Raw genomic sequence first — 17,530 nt, 5'->3', positions numbered from 1 at the left:
GGTTGTCAGTTGCCTGTTGTGTGTTGTGAATTGTGAGTTATGAGTTATGAGTTGTCGGTAGTGAGTTGCCTGTTGTCGGTTGTCGTTTGTGAGTTAAACCGTTATAGCAAGAACATACTTTTCACAATGCTTCTTGCATGCAAAAACGTTCCCGCTGCTAAACCATCTAAACACTTTAAACATTTCAAACACTTCAAACATTTCAAACCTTTCAAACCTTTCAAAACTTCCAAACATTCTAAACATTCCCTGTATGTCCAGACATTCTTATCTTGCACATCAAAAATAACAGAATGATTGGGTCTGAATCGGTTGCCGTAAAAATGGCTGCACTTCTTTTACAAATTAATGCAGTTAAATTAAGTCTTCACCAACCATTTACCTGGTCAAGCGGATGGAAGTCCCCTATTTATTGTGACAACCGCCTCACACTTTCATTTCCTGAAATAAGAACTTTCATCAAAGAATCGCTTGCTGAACTTATCAAAGAAAAATTTCCTGATGTAGAATTGCTGGCAGGAGTTGCCACTGCAGGCATTGCACACGGAGCATTGATTGCAGATGCGCTGGAAACACCCTTTTGCTATGTACGTTCTTCCGCAAAAGAACATGGATTAGGTAACAAAATTGAAGGACTTGCCCTTCCCGGCCAAAAAGTAGTGGTGGTAGAAGATCTTGTTTCTACCGGAGGCAGCAGCCTCAGCGTGGTGAATGCCTTGAGAGAAGCCGGTTGTGAAGTTATTGGCATGGTAGCTATTTTCAACTACGGATTTCCTATGGCTGAACAAAATTTTACGCAGTCAAATTGCCCGTGTTATACGCTTACCGATTATGAAACTCTGGTAAAGGCATCTCTTAAAAAAGGAACCGTTGCCGAAAACGAAGTGCACAGTCTCGAACTATGGCGCCTCTCACCCTCAACATGGGAGGGACTACAATGATCTATCTGATTCCTTTTTTGAATGCAGCTTTTGGGTGGTTCATTATAGCTCTCCTTTTCCGTTTACTCTTTCATCCGCTCCAAAAAAAGAATTATTTCATTGTTGAATTGCAGGGATTCATTCCCAAACAATTACCACAATGGGGCCGTCAGGCGGGAATTTATGCTTCAGAAAATTTGCTCAACATCGGCAAGCTGAAAGAAAATTTACTGGAACCTGAAAAACTAACCAAAATCAATGAGATACTGGACGATAAGGTGGATGATTTTCTCCGGAATAAATTAAAAGATAAGATTCCGCTTTTCGGAATGTTCATTACGGATGGATTGATACAGAAAATGAAAGAGACCCTCATGACTGAACTCGACCAAATGATTCCTGAACTGATCGGTTTTTTTGCTGATGATCTCGAAAAAAAATATGATGTGCAGAAAATGATTGCTGAAAAGCTGGCAATGTATGACGCTGCCTCTTTGGAGAAACTTTTTTATCAGCATGCAGGGAAGCCCATCCTGCAGCTTAAGATTTTCGTAGCTGTCATTGGATTCTTACTGGGAAGTCTTGAAATGCTGCTGGTCATGAGATTCTGAATGCTAAATTTGAATTATTGATTGAAGTACAGATTAATTGTTCAACAGCAGAGATTTTCTTTCCCAAAAAATTCATCCTCTTTTAATTCTTATTGCTCCCGTTGCCGCTGATCAAATCCACCTTTCGTTCTCCATCTTACCTGCCGGGAGGTGATCTTCAATCCATTGTGCCGGCAATATCACGAAACGTGAAAGGAATTAATTACCGCCGTGAAAGAATTAATACGCCCGACGATGACTTCATTGATATTGACTGGTTAGACAATAACGCATCAAAGATTGCCTTGCTGATACACGGTCTGGAAGCATCTGCAAACAGTGCCTACATGAAAGGAATGTCTAAAGAACTTCATGGCAATGGTTTTCGGGTGGCAGCGATGAACCTTCGTGGTTGCAGTGGCGAAGTGAACAGACAAGTACGGTCGTACCACAGCGGAAGCACCGATGATGTTGAAATTGTAATTAACCACGTGCTTCAAAATTCACCATGTGAATCTTTAATGTTGGTTGGATTTAGTTTGGGAGGAAACCTGGTGCTCAAGTACCTGGGAGAGCGATCTGAAATTCCGCAACAAATCAGCAGAGCAGTTGCGATTTCGGTGCCTTGCGATCTTGAGGCCTGTGCACTTCATCTCGATCAAAGAATTCCTTTTATTTATCGTGATCGCTTTTTAAAAACGCTCAAACAAAAAGCGGTCACCCGAATCGGCAGGCTCCCCTTTCCAATCACTCACCATCAAATTAAAAACATCAGCACGTTTATCGAGTTCGATGATTGTTACACCAGCCGGCTCTATGGCTTCTCAGATGCTGAAGATTATTATACAAAATGCAGCTCAAAACAATTTATCAAAAACATTATGATTCCCACTTTAATTCTTACGGCATTGAACGATCCCTTCTTTACACGTGCCTGTTTCCCTTTTGAAGAATGCCGGAATTCCACAAATGTATTTCTTGAAACGCCTGATCATGGCGGACATGTGGGTTTTTGTACTGATTTATTTTCCGGCAATTATTTTTCCGAACAGCGAACTCTGGAGTTTTTATCTGCCGCCAGCCAGCCACCTATCGCCTACAACAAATAAAAAAGGCAAAATCTGATACTTTGAAAATCAGGCTGTATTTAAATATCATGATCCAAATACTACTTTTCATTCTCCCGATAGCATATATTGCATGAAAGTAATTAGCTTCTGATCACGGGAAAAAAACTGAATTGTTGTGTCGAAGATGCAATGATGAACAAGCTGAATTATTTGTTGAGAAATTTTTCATTAAATTTGATTTATTCTCTCAATTTATTAGAACTTAATAATACACCAATAACTAATGCAAACCTTACAACCAATTACTGACCCTACCTTCCAGGAAACTGCTAACAGCAGAACAGATCAATTCTTACTCGGCTTTATTTCCGACAAAAGAGATTTGCCTTTTGTGAAACTGACCATAAAGATTTCTGTCACACTCATCCCTATCGGGATACTCCTTTTTATCCCGGCCATCACTGGTCCGCTGTGGTGGGCATTGGCTATCACTTATTTCTTTCTTAACAACATCATATTCAAAGGTCCATTCGGATTAATGTTGCATTGCACCAGTCACCGTAAATTCTTCATTAAGAAATTCAGTTTCTTAAATCATTACCTTCCCTGGGTGGTGGGTCCGTTTTTCGGACAAACTCCTGAAACCTACTACAGTCATCACATCTGGATGCACCATCCTGAAAACAACCTCGAAGAAGACCGGAGCACTACAATGCCTTATCAGCGGGATAGTTTTTTCGATTTTCTCCGTTACTTTTTTGATTTTCTTTTTGTGGGCCTGATCAGGCTTGTCAATTATTTCAGAAAAAAAAATCATCCGGAGCTGATTGTGAAATGCCTTATGGGCGAGTTTTCCTTTTTGTTCTTATGCATAGGTCTTTCATTTATCAGTTTTCCCGCAACACTGGCGGTTTTTATCATTCCTTTTTTTCTTTCCAGGTTTATCATGATGCTTGGTAACTGGACACAACATGCCTTTATTGACGCGAAAGATCCTTCCAATCCATATATGAATTCCGTTACCTGTGTAAATACCAAATACAATAAAAAGTGCTGGAACGATGGTTATCATGCATCACACCATGTAAGACAAGGAATGCATTATACAGAACATCCGGAATATTTTTTAAAAACCATCAACAAATACACGGAGAACAAAGCTGTTGTTTTCCAGGGAATCGGTTTTCTCAGTATCTTCTGGTACCTGATGCGCGGCGATTACCATTCGCTTGCGAAAAATGCTGTCAACATCAACAATACTTTCTCCGGCGACAGCGAGTTTATAGAACATTTGAAGTCACGGTGCAATCGTATTCCAAGGCATTAACCTTTTTATCCGGATGGATTTATTTTCTTCAAATTTCAATAATTGTTTTTTTTGTAGCCTATTTCTCGCCGGAGGAAAGTAGTTTTTCCAGCAGTTGACCAATCAACAAATCATATCCTTCCTGAAACTGGTTTACATAGACTTTAATTTTCGGGGGCAGTTGAGCCGGATATAATTTACGTAGCGACTTAATATCCCTGAGCAGGTAGAAAAAATGCGCATACTTGTATTTTCTCAGCGACAGTTTTTGCAGTTGTATATACCGGATATTTCTCTGGGAAAGTCGCGTTACAAATTCAAAATCTTCCGTAAAGGCAAAGAACATTGTTTCAAGCATCCTGATTCTAATCTCGTAATGGAAGTAGACCTGAATGGAATTCAATGATTTCGCAATGCTGATGTATTCGAATGCTTTTTCAAGTTCCCCAAGCTTAAGGTACATCTGTCCGTATTGTATCGCTCCCACTACACCTGTGCTTTCATGACGATTTAAAATATAAACCTTGAACAATGAATCCAACATCCTTTGTGCCACAGGAAAATCATTCAGAATAACGGCGAGTTCAATGCAGCGGGCAAAATGGTGAAACTGGTTTTTAAGCAATGGCATTTGGTGAGCAAACAGTTGCCGGTACATCTCATACGATGTTTTATGATCCCCTCTCTCATAGTACATTTCGGCAAAATGACATTTCGCAATGCTCTGCTCAAAGAGCGGCATCCTTTCAAAACCACCATATAATGCTGCAATTTTTCCAAGATAGTAAGTGCGTTTTTCGGCATTCATTTCAACCAGCCGGTAATAGTTTACCAACACATGATACAATACTGCCTTTGGTTCAATCGATGCAACTTCCTGAAAATTCAACTCAAGGTCCTTTACTTCCTTCAATATTTTACCTGTGGCACGTGCATCCGGGGCCTGCTGGGTCAGTTTATTTAACCTGGCAAATAGTATTTTCGACCATACTTCAAGTTCCTTTGCAGTCTTATCACCTGTAATAGTTGACAGGTAATAAGTGGCATTTTGATCTACAAATTTTTCGTCGAAATATTTGGCGGGCACATTGATAGAAAAATTAAATAAAGCACCCGCGTACTTTTCAATTACTTCCGGTGAAGCATTGTTCGCTTTAAGTTTCGAGGCAACATGACGTATTTCGTGAAACAGATGACGGAACATGAATTTTTTACTTAGAAAATTCAATTGCTCCAATTCATTTTCACCCGCCAGTGTCCTGTATGCTTTTTTAAGCACCACAGTGCCGATTTTATCGTAGTGCGAAGAAGTGAGTCCTAAGTGCCGCAACATGCCCTCTTTTGATATTTCTTCAATAGTGGGTTGCTGTATGATGGTTTGCATCACTAACTTTTCCTTGCCTGAAAGAGGCATTTGCTTAAGTTTTCCTAACTCCTCTTCATCTAAAAACCGTATGAGCGAAACCAAAAGCGACATAATATCTCATTTACAAAACAAATCCGGAAGGTCTTACCTGAAATGCCAGTGAAGCCTGAACGCTGAGCAAAATGATACTTCGTTTGCATGATCAACTATCAAAAGGCATTTGTAAAACTCTTTTGTAAGAATAGTAAATTAACAGGTATAATTTTCAAAAATTTTATAAAAATTGTTGCGCACCAACGCCACGCTTTTTCAGGATGCTTTTCAACACTATTCGCTTAACTAAATGACATTGCCTTCAAGGCGCGTCTCACACCTAAACTTTTCTTTCGCTCCTAATTGTGTTTGATTTTAAATGGAAAGGGCCTAAGAAGTTACCCGAATTTTGGAAGTTGATTGATCGCGTATTTTTTTGCGCCCTTCGGCTGCGCTCAGGGAGCAAAAAAATCTGCTGCAGAGAGTAATCATGACCAACATACATTGTATGAATACTTATTGTCCTGTTTACAAATCTAAAGGTTACACGATGCCCCTTCATCAATCTGACTTATAAAAAAATGCTTCATCGAAGCCACAGAATGGCACAGGAGTATGGCGCCCGTTGAGGGGCCACGGGGTGACTAAATAATAGCTATCTCCGGATATTTAAATATTCAAGTGGAAAGAAAATAATTCCATCCTGATCACTCAGCTTTGAAATATGCTGATTCAGTCGTGGTGTTCTCCGTCTTTTCTTTCACTTTCTTCTTTAATGTTAACGCGCCGAAAGAAAAATAGAACAACGGACTCTTCTCACCATAATCCGGAAGCTCTGTTCCGTCTATCATCTGAATCCCTTTGTAGTTCAGAAAATCCTTCATGTAATACTTGAACCGCAAATACTGTCCTTTCGGAAAATGTACTTCCGCAAGCAACGATGGATTAAAAATATTCACATTATCATCAAACCACCTGGTGAATTTATTCTTTGAATCTCCTTCAAAAATTTTTCTTTTATAAGCGAACATCACTTCAGCTTCAGCGCCACCCGCAAAGTAAACGCCGTCTTTCATGTCTCCCAATTTGAATAACAATGGTAATCCTAATGCATAGGACCGCTCCTTAATGGTTGCTGATTTATTAATATCCTGATCATCCACATATTCAACTTTACTGATCAGTCCTACGTTGCGGATTCCCAGACCGGTGTAAATTCCAAATGCGGGAGAAAAATCAATATGCAGTTGCTCCTGGAAATTTAAAACCGGAGACCACCGTAGCACCGGACGAATATCTTCGGCGCCGGCCTCTACTGTTCCAACCGAAAAGATAGATTCACCTGCTGCACCCAGATAGTAATTTTGTGAAAATACCTGTGTTGAAAACAACAACAAACAATACAGGATGCCAGAAAAATTCTTGAACATTGGATATTAATTTTTGTGAAAAATAAATAAACTATTTGGTGAATAGGTGTGTGACGGAAAAGTGGGGTTGATGTTACAGTGTTGGGATGTGGTGTAAATTGTTAAATGGTTAAATGGTTGCGGCGAAGCCATTTGTATGTTAAAATTGTCTAATTGATTAATTGCTTAATTGTTGCGGCGAAGCCGTTCCAATAAAAGCCGTCATCTTATGTTTGCAAAGGCATTCCAATCAACGCCGTCTTTGTCCAAAGGACTCATGGAGCGATCCCGCCTTTCATGCACTTCCAATCCACTATTGCCTGTGGCTTGAGAAGCAATCCCCAACCCGGAGCAATAGTAGTTGTGATCAAAATTCTACAAGCTTATGTCTTGCGCCCGCAGTGCTCCGCCCACATGCACAAAGTTTTCTGGCGGGACGGCGAGAGTTCCAACATTAAGATATGCCCTTCAAATCAGTCCTGTTTATATCCCAACTATTTAGTAAGAATTCCGCACAATTAAACATAAGTAACCTCTATAGACCAATTAACTTTAACCCGTGGATAAATATTGGTTGTTTTTACCATTATTTTTTCTTATGTTGGCAATTGGTTTTTCCCCTGAGTCACATACCATTTTGAATTAAACCACCCTCCCGATGAACATTGCTACAATCTACAGGTCCTTCAAAATAATAACAGCGACGCAATTGGTTTTGCTGCTATTGGTTTTTGCACCGTTTATGAGCTTTGCTCAAACATATAATTTTAGTATGACAGCAGGCACTCAAGTTTTAAGTGGTACTGCTCCTTCCATATATAATTTTTATGATTCAGGAGGAAACCTTGGAAGCGCCTCCTGTACAGCTACACCTGGAGTAAATGATTACAGCAACAACTCAAATATAGTGGAAACCTTTACTGCCGGAACAGGACAAAACATTGTTGTCACATTTTCCGTAGCAAGCATTGCCGCCGGTGATACATTAACAATTTATGATGGGGCAAGTGTTGCTTCAACCAAACTCGCAACCTATACCAACGTATCTTTTATCGCAACCGCAACAGGCACTACAGGCAGCTCCATTACTTTCAAATTTACTTCTGATGCCGCTACTGTTTGCAAAGGTTGGGCTGCCACGCTTACCAGGAATTACTTTATGCAACCGGGCAGTTATTTTTTAGATTGTAGTACTGCTAATTTTAATGATCCTTCCACAGCACATCAACCTGCTATTGGTGCTACCACTTGCCCGGGAGCAAGCACGGGAGATTATCTGGATAATTCCAATATAGTGGAAACGTTCGTTACCTCAGGTACTACTTATGTTACAGTAACCTGGAATAATATAAATGGATTTTATTTGTGTTCAGGAGATGTATTGAAGGTTTATGATGGACCGAGTAACGCATCTCCCCTTCTTCAAACCAATACAGGTCCCATTTTCGCAGGATTTAATGGGGCAACTATGCCTGCTGCAGTTAGTTCTTCCGGATCGAGTATCACCTTTGAATTTATTTCAGATGGCAGCAGTCATTCAAAAGGATGGAATGCATCGCTTGCCTGCACCGCTATATTGATCCCTGCAAACAACGAATGCACCACAGCTACCAGTATTTTTGCAGGATCTCCGTGTACCGCCACTGCAGGTACTACCAAAAATGCAACACAATCAACTGCACCTGCAACTGTTTGTTCAGGCACACCGAATGATGATGTGTGGTATTCTTTTGTTGCAACCACAACAAATCCCACCATCACCGTAACCGGAACTGCAAGCACCAGCAGCATGCAACCGGTCGCACAACTTTGTGTAGGGCCTGCGGCTACTCCAACGCAATCAACTTTAGGCGGTACGGTTTGTGCCGCTGCAGCAGCACCACTCGGTTCAGCTATATTGAATCCAACAGGACTTACTGTTGGAACTACTTATTATGTACGGGTTTTTGATTCGGGAAACAATTCAACCGGAAATGCCTATACATTCACTATCTGTATTACCGGTGCTACACAACAGGATTGTGCTGGCGCTTTGGATGTAAATAGCTATTTCACGCTGACAGGCACCGCTACCAGCTATGGTACACAGGAATATAGTTCCACCACTTTTGGTTGCCTCGTTGGTGGCGAGCATCGCTCACTCTGGTATAAAATGAAAGTGACCAGCGTCGGCACTATTGGGTTTACACTAACGCCGGCTGCAGGGCAGGATATTGATTTTGCCATTTGGGGTCCTTATGCCAACAGTAACTGTTCAAACATAACCACAGCGCCATTACGATGCACGTTTGCCGCCAACGGAGGCTCAGCCGGTGGATTAAGTGATTCTTACTTCGATGGTACAGAGGGCGCGGGTGGCGATGGATGGCTGCGCTCGATAGGGTGTCCCACCTGTACTTCAACGTACGGAGAAACTGCGGTTGCTGCAAACCAATACTACATATTTCTGATAGATGGCTGGTCGTCTTTTAATGGCAGCAGTCTATCGCTGGTATGGACAGGTTCTTCAAGTTTACCCATCACCCTTTCAGATTTTTATGGTCAGACATTTCTTGACTATAATCTGTTGAACTGGTCTACCCTGTCAGAATTCAACAACGATTTCTGGACCATTGAGCGGTCTGCTGACGGCGAAACATTTGAAACCATCAGCACCATGGATGGCTACGAACTTTCTACCACCATGCGGGACTATCAATACTATGACCGCAGTCCGCTGAGCGGCAATAATTATTACCGGCTGAAGCAGACCGACATTGGAGGTGCTTACACCTATTCCAATGTTGTGTTGTTGAAAAATTACGGTGAAGAGATTGCAGTGCAGGACATTTATCCAAATCCTACTAACGGAGCCATCACGGTAAATTTATATTCAGGCGAGAGCTACAATTGTGTGGTGCATGTGATGGATGAGACCGGTAAAATGCTGATGGATCTTAATCAACCGCTTGAGCAGGGAAATAACTATTTGCAAATTGATCTTCATCAATTTCACAATGGAATTTATTTCCTGCAATTAATTAACCCGCGTTCCGGAGATGTGGTAACTAAGAAAGTGGTGAAAATGTAATTTTTAATAACCCGTTAATCTTTCCTTCTTCACCGGTTTAATGAACAGAGCAAAAAGGTAAATTGAATTAGGTTTCAATTTACCTTTTTGCATTTTATAAAGCATTGAAGTAAGAACTGTCACCCCGTGGCCCCTCAAGGGGCGCCTTTCTCCTGTGCCATTCTGTGGCTCGTGGAGAGACTCTCGCTCATTCGTTAGCTTATTGAGAAATAATATGAGTAATTCAATTCCAAATAAGCAACTCCGCCCAATCGGAGCCACAGAAAGGCACCCGCGTGAGGTGCCCCTTGAGGGGCCCCGGGGTGATGTGATTTTCAATAAAAGGGCGACACATTTCTGATAAAAGATTTATTTCAAAGCAATCACTGGGAGTTTTTTTGAACAATGAAAATGGCATTGTATATATACAATCGCGCAGCAGAGGAGTTTCCTCCTGAATGACTTTATGAAAAATGGCGCGCCTAAACAAAGAACATGCATGGCAAAGGCGATCAAAAACATCACACAGGTATCCAATTGCACCCGATTTTAATCGGGTGAAATATAAATGAGTAGGATCAATTCGCCGTTGAATAAATTCAACGGCAATGGATAACGAACACACTACTAATTTTCATTATGACTGATTTCAATACCGTATAAATAAAGTTTTCTCTTGTCGTTTGCGTTGCAAAGTAAAGCCGATTCTTTCCATTCCGGCCGTCATTCAGGAGGAACCTCCTTCAAAATGATTGCATAGGTTATTCAAAGCAATGAGTAGTCTGCATTTTATAAGAATGAAAAATGGCATTGTATATATACAATCGCGCAGCAGAGGAGTTTCCTCCTGAATGACTTTATGAAAAATGGCGCGCCTAAACAAAGAACATGCATGGCAAAGGCGATCAAAAACATCACACAGGTATCCAATTGCACCCGATTTCAATCGGGTGAAACAGGAAGGAGCAAAACCCATTTATTCAAATTAAGCAATACCGTTCAAACACAGCTACAGAAAGGTACCCGCGTGAGGGGCCCCTTGAGGGGCCACGAGGTGATTATATGTTAACTCATGATTATTTTTTTTGAAGAGCACCACATTCTTACCTGCCGCTAATCCCAACTTATCTCCTCATATTTGTCGCCTCAAATAAATACCATGGCCTTTGACATAACGCTCCTAATTATCATACTCACTGTCGCCACTTCCATTGCGGCATTTCAATCCACCGATCTCATGAACCGCCTCCTCATGAATCCCTATGCCGTAAAACATGGCAGACAATGGTACCGTTTCATTTCATCCGGATTCATTCATGCTAACTGGACACATCTCCTTTTCAACATCATTGTCTTTTACTCCTTCAGTTCTATTGTAAAGTATTATTACGATTACAATTTTGGAATGCGTTCCACCTGGTATTTCATTGTGCTGTATCTCGGCGGGATGATCATCTCTGATCTGCCTACTTATATCAAACATCAGAACCACTCCTGGTACAATAGTCTTGGCGCATCAGGTGCTGTTTCCGCTGTACTTTTTGCATTTGTGTTTCTTGATCCGTTAGGAACCATCTACTTCTATTTCTTACCCATGCCGGGTATAGTAATGGGTGTTTTATACCTTGGATATTCCTGGTACATGGCCAGGCAAGGCGGTGATAACATTAACCACGATGCACACTTCTATGGCGCGGTCTTCGGTGTGGTGTATACACTTCTCTTAAAACCCTCCTTAGGACTTGATTTTATTGATAAACTTCTGCACCGCGCATAAAACAATTAATTCAGGCATTAACGATCCATTTATTTAGACATTCAACCCTGCACAAAATGATCGACCTCAGAAGCGACACCGTAACACGCCCAACCAAGCCAATGCTCGAAGCCATGATGCAAGCACCTGTAGGTGATGATGTTTTTGGTGATGATCCGAGCATCAATGCGCTCGAAGCAAAGGCGGCAACGCTCTTTGGAATGGAAGCAGCCTTATACTGTCCGTCAGGGACAATGACCAATCAGATCGCTGTAAAAACCCATACTCAGCCCGGTGATGAAGTAATAATTGAGCGCACGAATCATGTGTATTACTATGAAGCCGGTGGCATCGCTTTTCACTCCGGTTGTTCTGTACGGCTCATCAATGGCGACAGAGGCAGGATCAAACCCAATGACATTACAGACAATGTAAATCCCATTAACGACCACAGTGCAACTACACGTCTGGTAAGTATTGAAAACACAGCCAATCGTGGTGGTGGCAGTTACTATAGTTTGGAAGAAATAATGAACCTTAGTAAAACTGCACATGACGCCGGACTAAAAATTCATTTAGATGGCGCCCGTATCTTTAATGCGCTGGTGGAATTAAACGTGCAACCTGTTGAAGTGGGAATGCATTTCGATTCAGTATCCTGTTGCTTATCTAAAGGATTGGGTTGTCCTGTCGGCTCACTGCTTATTTCAAATAAAGATTTTATTAAGCGTGCAAGAAAGTACCGTAAAATATTTGGTGGTGGCATGCGGCAGGCAGGCATTCTTGCTGCAGCAGGAATTTATGCGCTTGATCATCACATCAATCGTCTTATCGAAGATCACCTAAGAGCAAAGGAAATCGGAAATGTGCTTACCACTTCAGCGTATGTTGAATGGTTAATGCCCGTTGAAACCAACATCATCATTTTCAAATTGAAAGAACAATATGCAGCCGACCAGTTTGTACAAAAATTAAAGGCGCAGCAAATTCTTGCCATTCCTATCGGGAAAAACCAGGTGCGTATGGTCACGCATTTAGATGTGGATGATAATATGTTGCAGAGAGTGGTTGATGCGTTAAAAGTTGCGTTTTGAATTCCTCTATCGTTGTGTGCAACTTATATCAGCACCAACTTCAACCTTCGAAATGAACTCCGTTATTCTTTCACAACAATTGTTGCTTGCTATCAAAACCAACACTTCCTCTGAATTGTTTATTCAAGAATTGGAGCGCAAACCAGCACGAATACTCTATGAAGAATTAATGAATGAGAACAGGAGGAAAATTTACTGGATCAATTTGTACAATGCATTTGTGCAGTGGCTCATTCAAAAACAAACTCCTGATTTTTCAAACCGGCTCAACAGAATTAATTTTTTCAGCGGGAGAAAAATAAATCTCTCCGGCACACTCCTCTCTTTAAATGATATAGAACATGGCATGCTCAGAAATTCATCAATTTGGTGGAGCATGGGATACCTGCAAAAAATGATGCCCTCTAATTTTGAAAAGCAACTTCGCGTACCTCTCGACTTCAGAATTCATTTTGCTTTAAACTGTGGTGCCGTTAGTTGTCCTGCGATTTCTTTCTATTCACCGGATGAATCAGATCAACAATTGAATAATGCCATGAAAACATTTCTTGATCAGGAAGTAATTCTCAATAATGATCGCAGCAGTGCAAAGGTATCTTCCATTTTCAAATGGTACCGTGGTGACTTTGGCGGACAAGCGGGCATCATTCAACTTATAAGTAATCACTACGGAATAAACAGGAACCAACTCAGAAAGCTTATTTTCAAACCATACGACTGGAACATATCACCAGGAAATTTTTCAGTTTTATAATATGATGAATGATAAACTGATGCTGCGATTAGGTCTTCTGCTGCTCTCAGTTGTACTGCTGCTGCACCTGCCCTTTCTTGGCGCAGACCCGGATATTCATCTTTCTTCCAGTCGCGATGCTTTTACCGATGAAGGATTAAACACAAGCCAGCTCCGTAATTACATCAACCATGGCAAATTGGATTTCATGGAATGTGACAATCTCATTAAAACACCGCTCTTCAATCTGGCGCTGTATATTCCATTGCAACTATTCGGCACTCATCTCACTGTTGCAAGAATTACCATTCTATTAATAGTTTTCGGATTTATTTTTTTCCTGTTAAGCAATCTTCACTTCCGGCCGGTGATTATTATTATGAGCTTAACAACCATGCTGCAGTATTATGTATTTCAATATGCACATTTCAGTCTGAGTGAAATGCTTTCCACCGTTTTTATTCTTTCGGGAATATTTTACATCTTTTTATTTGTTGCAAACAATTGCCGGCAGCAAATGCACCTGTTTCTTTCCTCGTTCTATATTGCTCTCGCCTACTATTCGAAGATTCAGTTTGTGTATATCATTTCACTGATTCCGCTTGTATTATTTTTCCTTTTATTGATCAATAAAAAGAAAGATAACATCACTGCTAAAATCAGCAGGTCTTTGATAATTGCAATTGGCTGGATGTTGCTTTTTTTAATCTTCTATATCGTCTGCTGGTATATTCCCAACCGTGCAATATTCAATTATGTATTGCAGGAAGAATCTACCGGCAAGTATGCAACACTTTCTTCCATTCCAAAAACCATTGCATTCAACATCGTAAACATTTTGTTCAGCACATCTGCCTGGTTAACGAATACATTGTTCTTCGCCTGCTTTCTCACCGGTTGTTATTTATGGAAACAAAACACTGATGCAAGGTTTAAAATACTTTTTGCCATCAGCGCTTGTTGGGTATTGCTTGAACTCCACAAGCTCACTATGGTTTATTTACCAGCAAGATATTTGGTAAGTTATTATTTCGCTGGTGGTTTTTTATCTGCAGTTGTTATCAGTCAATTAATTTTTCATCAATATAAAAACACAAAATCCAGGTTCGCCGGAATAGTGTTGCTTTTGTTGTTGATGTCAGTGAACACTTTCGCTTATTTCTCGTTGCTGGCTAACCGCCAATTCAATATCAGAAACGCCAACAATTACCTCTCAGAATGTTTTCGCAATCACTATGATGCAATTGTTTTAGGTCCATGGGCACCTTCGTTAACATGGGACAGCCGCGTAATTTCAAAACCTGTCTGGTATCATTTTATGAATGACCATGATATTCTTCAACAAAATCCTGCGCTGATTTTATCTGAACCGGATGAAGCAGAATCGAACCAGGCATATTCACTGCAGGGAATTCAACTTGCAGTTCATGCAGATTCGATACGAAGTTTTAAAATCGGCCGATGGGAAGTGATGGCTTATTGGATAACTTCAGACTGATGAATTGATGCATACGGGAAATGCATTTGATTCATTTTTATAAACTTCCCATGCTATAATAATTCTGCACTGGCCAAATCTTCTGTTGCTGCTTGCCTGCTCTTTCTCAATTGCCGGAATTTTAAAAACATGTAGATCACTACAGAGGATAAAATAATAAGTGTGCCCGCGTAAAATCCGGGATGAAGATCATCCTGTTCATGGTAAAAAATAAAAGCAAGCGTAATACCATACAGTGGTTCCATATTGATAGAGAGATTGGCGGTAAAAGCGGAAATGTTTCTTAATGCTTTCATCGAAAGATTAAATGGAATCACAGTACACACAACAGTAAACACCGCAAGTAATATCCAATCTCCTGATGCGGGCAAATATTTTTGGGTCGGGAAAAGCCACAGATATAATGGCATCAGCAGTGTCAGATAAATGAATCCGCTGCACAATTCATAAGTGGTTACTGTTTCTGAATTGTAGTCAGCCATCAGCATTTTATTTCTGATGGTGAAATAAGAACCGAGGAATGCAGAGATCAATCCAAGGAAAACACCTGTCCGGTATTGCACGTTAAATTCAAAAATCAGGAACATGCCCAAAGCAGCGAACATTGCCAAACCCAACTCGAACCATTGAAACCTGCGACCGGTGATCAGTGGTTCAAGAATAGATGAAAAAACGGCAATCATTGCCAGACAACTCATTCCCACAGAAATATTGGAATACTTGATAGACCCGTAAAAAAATAACCAGTGAATAGCAACGAGCAATCCTACAAAGCTGATTCGCAAGGCTTCTTTCAAAGGCAACACGCTCACTTTTTTGGTAACAACAGCAATAACCAGCCAGCAAATGGAAGTGAGGAGCAGCCGATACCATACAAGCACTCCTTCTGTAAGATCAATAGCTCTTGCAAAAATACCGGTGAAGCCCCAGAGTAAAATAGCAGTATGAAGGTAAAGGTATGACCTGCGCATGGTGCAACAAATATATTAATAGGAAAGGCAGAACCGCGAATGTTTAACGCGCATTTTTAAGTTCAAAACAGAAATAGGTGATCTTAGCTTTGAGCTGTTCATTTCAATAATCGCATTTTGGCAATTTGCTTCAAATCGAATTCATTACCGAATGAAATGGGTGGTATTGAAAAAATTTAAAGCAAACAAAAAAACCGCCCTGATTATGCATCAGGGCGGTTTTGAAATTACAATTACAGTTTTAATTTATTGCTTCACGTTGATTTCTATCAACTTGATTTCAACACGACGGTTTTCAGTGCGGCCTGCTGCAGTTTTGTTGTCTGCTATAGGACGAATCTGACCATATCCTTCAGAATCCAGACGATCAGCGCTGACGCCTTTCGAAATAAAATAATTCTTAACTGAAGCTGCACGGGCTTTTGACAGCGCAAGGTTTTTCGCTTCCTTACCAACATTATCCGTATGGCCTTCAATGCTCCAGCGTGTGTTTGGATATTTCATCATCAGGGAAGAAATATTGTCAAGCGTTCCATAAGAACCTGCCTGAATCTTATCGCTACCGGTTACAAACTGAATTGATTTAGCACTTACATTGATAGATTGAATTTCCTCAGCCTTTGGAACAGGACAACCACCATTTGATGCAGGTCCTGCATCTTGTGGGCAACGGTCATCATCGTCAGCTATACCATCAGCATCGCGGTCAGGACAACCTTTGAGCGCAACTGTTCCTGCTCTGGTTGGACATTTATCATCCTTATCGGAAACTTTATCACCATCCGTATCAGGGCAACCCTTCATATCAACAAGACCTTTTTGATCAGGACACAAGTCATCCATATCTGCAACAGCATCACCATCACGGTCAGGACAACCATTCAAAGCTTTGGTTCCTGCTACGCTTGGGCAACGATCATCCTTATCTGCAATACCATCAGCATCTGCATCAGGACAACCATTAAGAGTTACAGGGCCTGCTGCATCCGGGCAAGCATCAGATTTATCAGCTACACCATCATTGTCGCGATCAGGACAACCCATTGTTGTTGCAGGTCCCGGTTCATCAACACATGCATCTTCATCATCTTCAATTCCATCTTTATCGGTATCATGTTTACCAAAACGGACAACTATACCGGCTGAGTGATTCATGTAATTCTGTTTGCCAGCCACTGTTTCATCACCACCCGGTACAAGCCTGTAAGCTGATTGAACATATAAACCGAAGTCTTTCCAGAACCAGAAATTAAATCCAAGACCACCACCTACATTTGCACGGAGTGCGTCCTGTGAAAGATAATTTATACCTCCACCTGCAAAAAGGTAGGGAGCAAAAACCGCATTTTCTTTAATTATATATCCGTTATCAAATTTATAGCGAAGGTCAACATCTGCATCTACAAAACCTCTCGCACCAATGTCTTCGCCATTAGTGATCGTGGTAATTCTTGAACCACCAACCTGTAAATCAACCGCAAAAGAAGGGTTCAGGTTACGTGCCAATGTCAATTTACTGATTGCAGGAAGTACATTCCAGTACTCTGTTTTAAAAACCTGATCGAAGTTGTATGGGGCATTGAAGTCAATGACATTCAACCCCGCGCCAATCAACCAGGGGCGCTTCGTGCTTTGTGCATTTAACTGTGCAACCAACAGGAAATTAGTCAGTACAACAGCAAAAAAGAGTTTAGTAAATTGTCTCATGGGATGCCTTTTAGTTAAAAATATTGGC

The 17,530-nt window shown here is 40.9% G+C and carries 13 protein-coding genes; 9 read left to right on the top strand and 4 right to left on the bottom strand.

Going from position 1 to position 17,530, the window contains the following annotated elements:
• Positions 1 to 293: 293 nt before the first annotated feature.
• The 4 genes from IPO83_15870 to IPO83_15855 all read left to right on the top strand — a co-directional run bounded on the left by IPO83_15870 (position 294) and on the right by IPO83_15855 (position 3,907).
• Positions 294 to 941, top strand: a complete 648-nt coding sequence (locus IPO83_15870; protein MBK9732732.1) for an orotate phosphoribosyltransferase — start codon at positions 294 to 296, stop codon at positions 939 to 941.
• Complete coding sequence (locus IPO83_15865) at positions 902 to 1,531, top strand: hypothetical protein (protein ID MBK9732731.1); 630 nt, start codon at positions 902 to 904, stop codon at positions 1,529 to 1,531. Before IPO83_15870 ends, IPO83_15865 begins: the two co-directional genes overlap by 40 nt.
• A 101-nt stretch (positions 1,532 to 1,632) precedes the next feature.
• Positions 1,633 to 2,619 carry an alpha/beta fold hydrolase gene (locus tag IPO83_15860; GenBank protein MBK9732730.1) on the top strand — a complete coding sequence of 329 codons (987 nt, stop codon included), beginning with the start codon at positions 1,633 to 1,635 and terminating at the stop codon, positions 2,617 to 2,619.
• A gap of 244 nt (positions 2,620 to 2,863) precedes the next feature.
• The gene (locus tag IPO83_15855; GenBank protein ID MBK9732729.1) at positions 2,864 to 3,907 is read left to right on the top strand and encodes a fatty acid desaturase; all 1,044 of its coding nucleotides are present in this window, start codon (positions 2,864 to 2,866) and stop codon (positions 3,905 to 3,907) included.
• Positions 3,908 to 3,965: 58 nt separating this feature from the next.
• On the opposite strand, the gene IPO83_15850 is transcribed toward IPO83_15855, so the two are convergent.
• Positions 3,966 to 5,363: a hypothetical protein gene (locus tag IPO83_15850; GenBank protein MBK9732728.1), complete on the bottom strand. Its 1,398-nt coding sequence runs from the start codon at positions 5,361 to 5,363 to the stop codon at positions 3,966 to 3,968.
• A gap of 629 nt (positions 5,364 to 5,992) precedes the next feature.
• A complete protein-coding gene (locus IPO83_15845; protein ID MBK9732727.1) occupies positions 5,993 to 6,715 on the bottom strand; it encodes a hypothetical protein in 723 nt (240 codons plus the stop codon).
• 637 nt (positions 6,716 to 7,352) lie between these two features.
• On the opposite strand from IPO83_15845, the gene IPO83_15840 reads away from it, so the two are divergent.
• The 5 genes from IPO83_15840 (at position 7,353) to IPO83_15820 (ending at position 14,824) form a co-directional block, all read left to right on the top strand.
• Positions 7,353 to 9,764, top strand: coding sequence for a T9SS type A sorting domain-containing protein (locus IPO83_15840; GenBank protein MBK9732726.1), 2,412 nt, complete (start codon positions 7,353 to 7,355; stop codon positions 9,762 to 9,764).
• Between the two features lie 1,138 nt (positions 9,765 to 10,902).
• Positions 10,903 to 11,520: a rhomboid family intramembrane serine protease gene (locus IPO83_15835; protein MBK9732725.1), complete on the top strand. Its 618-nt coding sequence runs from the start codon at positions 10,903 to 10,905 to the stop codon at positions 11,518 to 11,520.
• A 56-nt stretch (positions 11,521 to 11,576) separates the two neighbouring features.
• Complete coding sequence (ltaE, locus tag IPO83_15830) at positions 11,577 to 12,593, top strand: low-specificity L-threonine aldolase (protein ID MBK9732724.1); 1,017 nt, start codon at positions 11,577 to 11,579, stop codon at positions 12,591 to 12,593.
• 52 nt (positions 12,594 to 12,645) lie between these two features.
• Positions 12,646 to 13,347, top strand: coding sequence for a DUF547 domain-containing protein (locus tag IPO83_15825; GenBank protein ID MBK9732723.1), 702 nt, complete (start codon positions 12,646 to 12,648; stop codon positions 13,345 to 13,347).
• Between the two features lies 1 nt (position 13,348).
• Positions 13,349 to 14,824: a hypothetical protein gene (locus IPO83_15820; GenBank protein MBK9732722.1), complete on the top strand. Its 1,476-nt coding sequence runs from the start codon at positions 13,349 to 13,351 to the stop codon at positions 14,822 to 14,824.
• Between the two features lie 53 nt (positions 14,825 to 14,877).
• Here IPO83_15820 and IPO83_15815 read toward each other — a convergent pair whose 3' ends face one another.
• Complete coding sequence (locus IPO83_15815) at positions 14,878 to 15,795, bottom strand: EamA family transporter (protein MBK9732721.1); 918 nt, start codon at positions 15,793 to 15,795, stop codon at positions 14,878 to 14,880.
• A gap of 246 nt (positions 15,796 to 16,041) precedes the next feature.
• Positions 16,042 to 17,502 carry an OmpA family protein gene (locus IPO83_15810; GenBank protein MBK9732720.1) on the bottom strand — a complete coding sequence of 487 codons (1,461 nt, stop codon included), beginning with the start codon at positions 17,500 to 17,502 and terminating at the stop codon, positions 16,042 to 16,044.
• Positions 17,503 to 17,530: the final 28 nt, after the last annotated feature.

The sequence above is a fragment of the Chitinophagaceae bacterium genome, from assembly GCA_016717285.1.
In the GTDB taxonomy this organism is placed as follows: Bacteria; Bacteroidota; Bacteroidia; order Chitinophagales; family UBA10324; genus JACCZZ01.
This window is presented reverse-complemented; position numbering and strand designations above follow the sequence as displayed.

Coding starts and splice junctions, on each gene's coding strand:
- IPO83_15870 (MBK9732732.1), top strand. CDS start 294: ATGATTGGGTCTGAATCGGTTGCCGTAAAAATGGCTGCACTTCTTTTA.
- IPO83_15865 (MBK9732731.1), top strand. CDS start 902: ATGGCGCCTCTCACCCTCAACATGGGAGGGACTACAATGATCTATCTG.
- IPO83_15855 (MBK9732729.1), top strand. CDS start 2,864: ATGCAAACCTTACAACCAATTACTGACCCTACCTTCCAGGAAACTGCT.
- IPO83_15850 (MBK9732728.1), bottom strand. CDS start 5,363: ATGTCGCTTTTGGTTTCGCTCATACGGTTTTTAGATGAAGAGGAGTTA.
- IPO83_15845 (MBK9732727.1), bottom strand. CDS start 6,715: ATGTTCAAGAATTTTTCTGGCATCCTGTATTGTTTGTTGTTGTTTTCA.
- IPO83_15840 (MBK9732726.1), top strand. CDS start 7,353: ATGAACATTGCTACAATCTACAGGTCCTTCAAAATAATAACAGCGACG.
- IPO83_15835 (MBK9732725.1), top strand. CDS start 10,903: ATGGCCTTTGACATAACGCTCCTAATTATCATACTCACTGTCGCCACT.
- ltaE (MBK9732724.1), top strand. CDS start 11,577: ATGATCGACCTCAGAAGCGACACCGTAACACGCCCAACCAAGCCAATG.
- IPO83_15825 (MBK9732723.1), top strand. CDS start 12,646: ATGAACTCCGTTATTCTTTCACAACAATTGTTGCTTGCTATCAAAACC.
- IPO83_15820 (MBK9732722.1), top strand. CDS start 13,349: ATGATGAATGATAAACTGATGCTGCGATTAGGTCTTCTGCTGCTCTCA.
- IPO83_15815 (MBK9732721.1), bottom strand. CDS start 15,795: ATGCGCAGGTCATACCTTTACCTTCATACTGCTATTTTACTCTGGGGC.
- IPO83_15810 (MBK9732720.1), bottom strand. CDS start 17,502: ATGAGACAATTTACTAAACTCTTTTTTGCTGTTGTACTGACTAATTTC.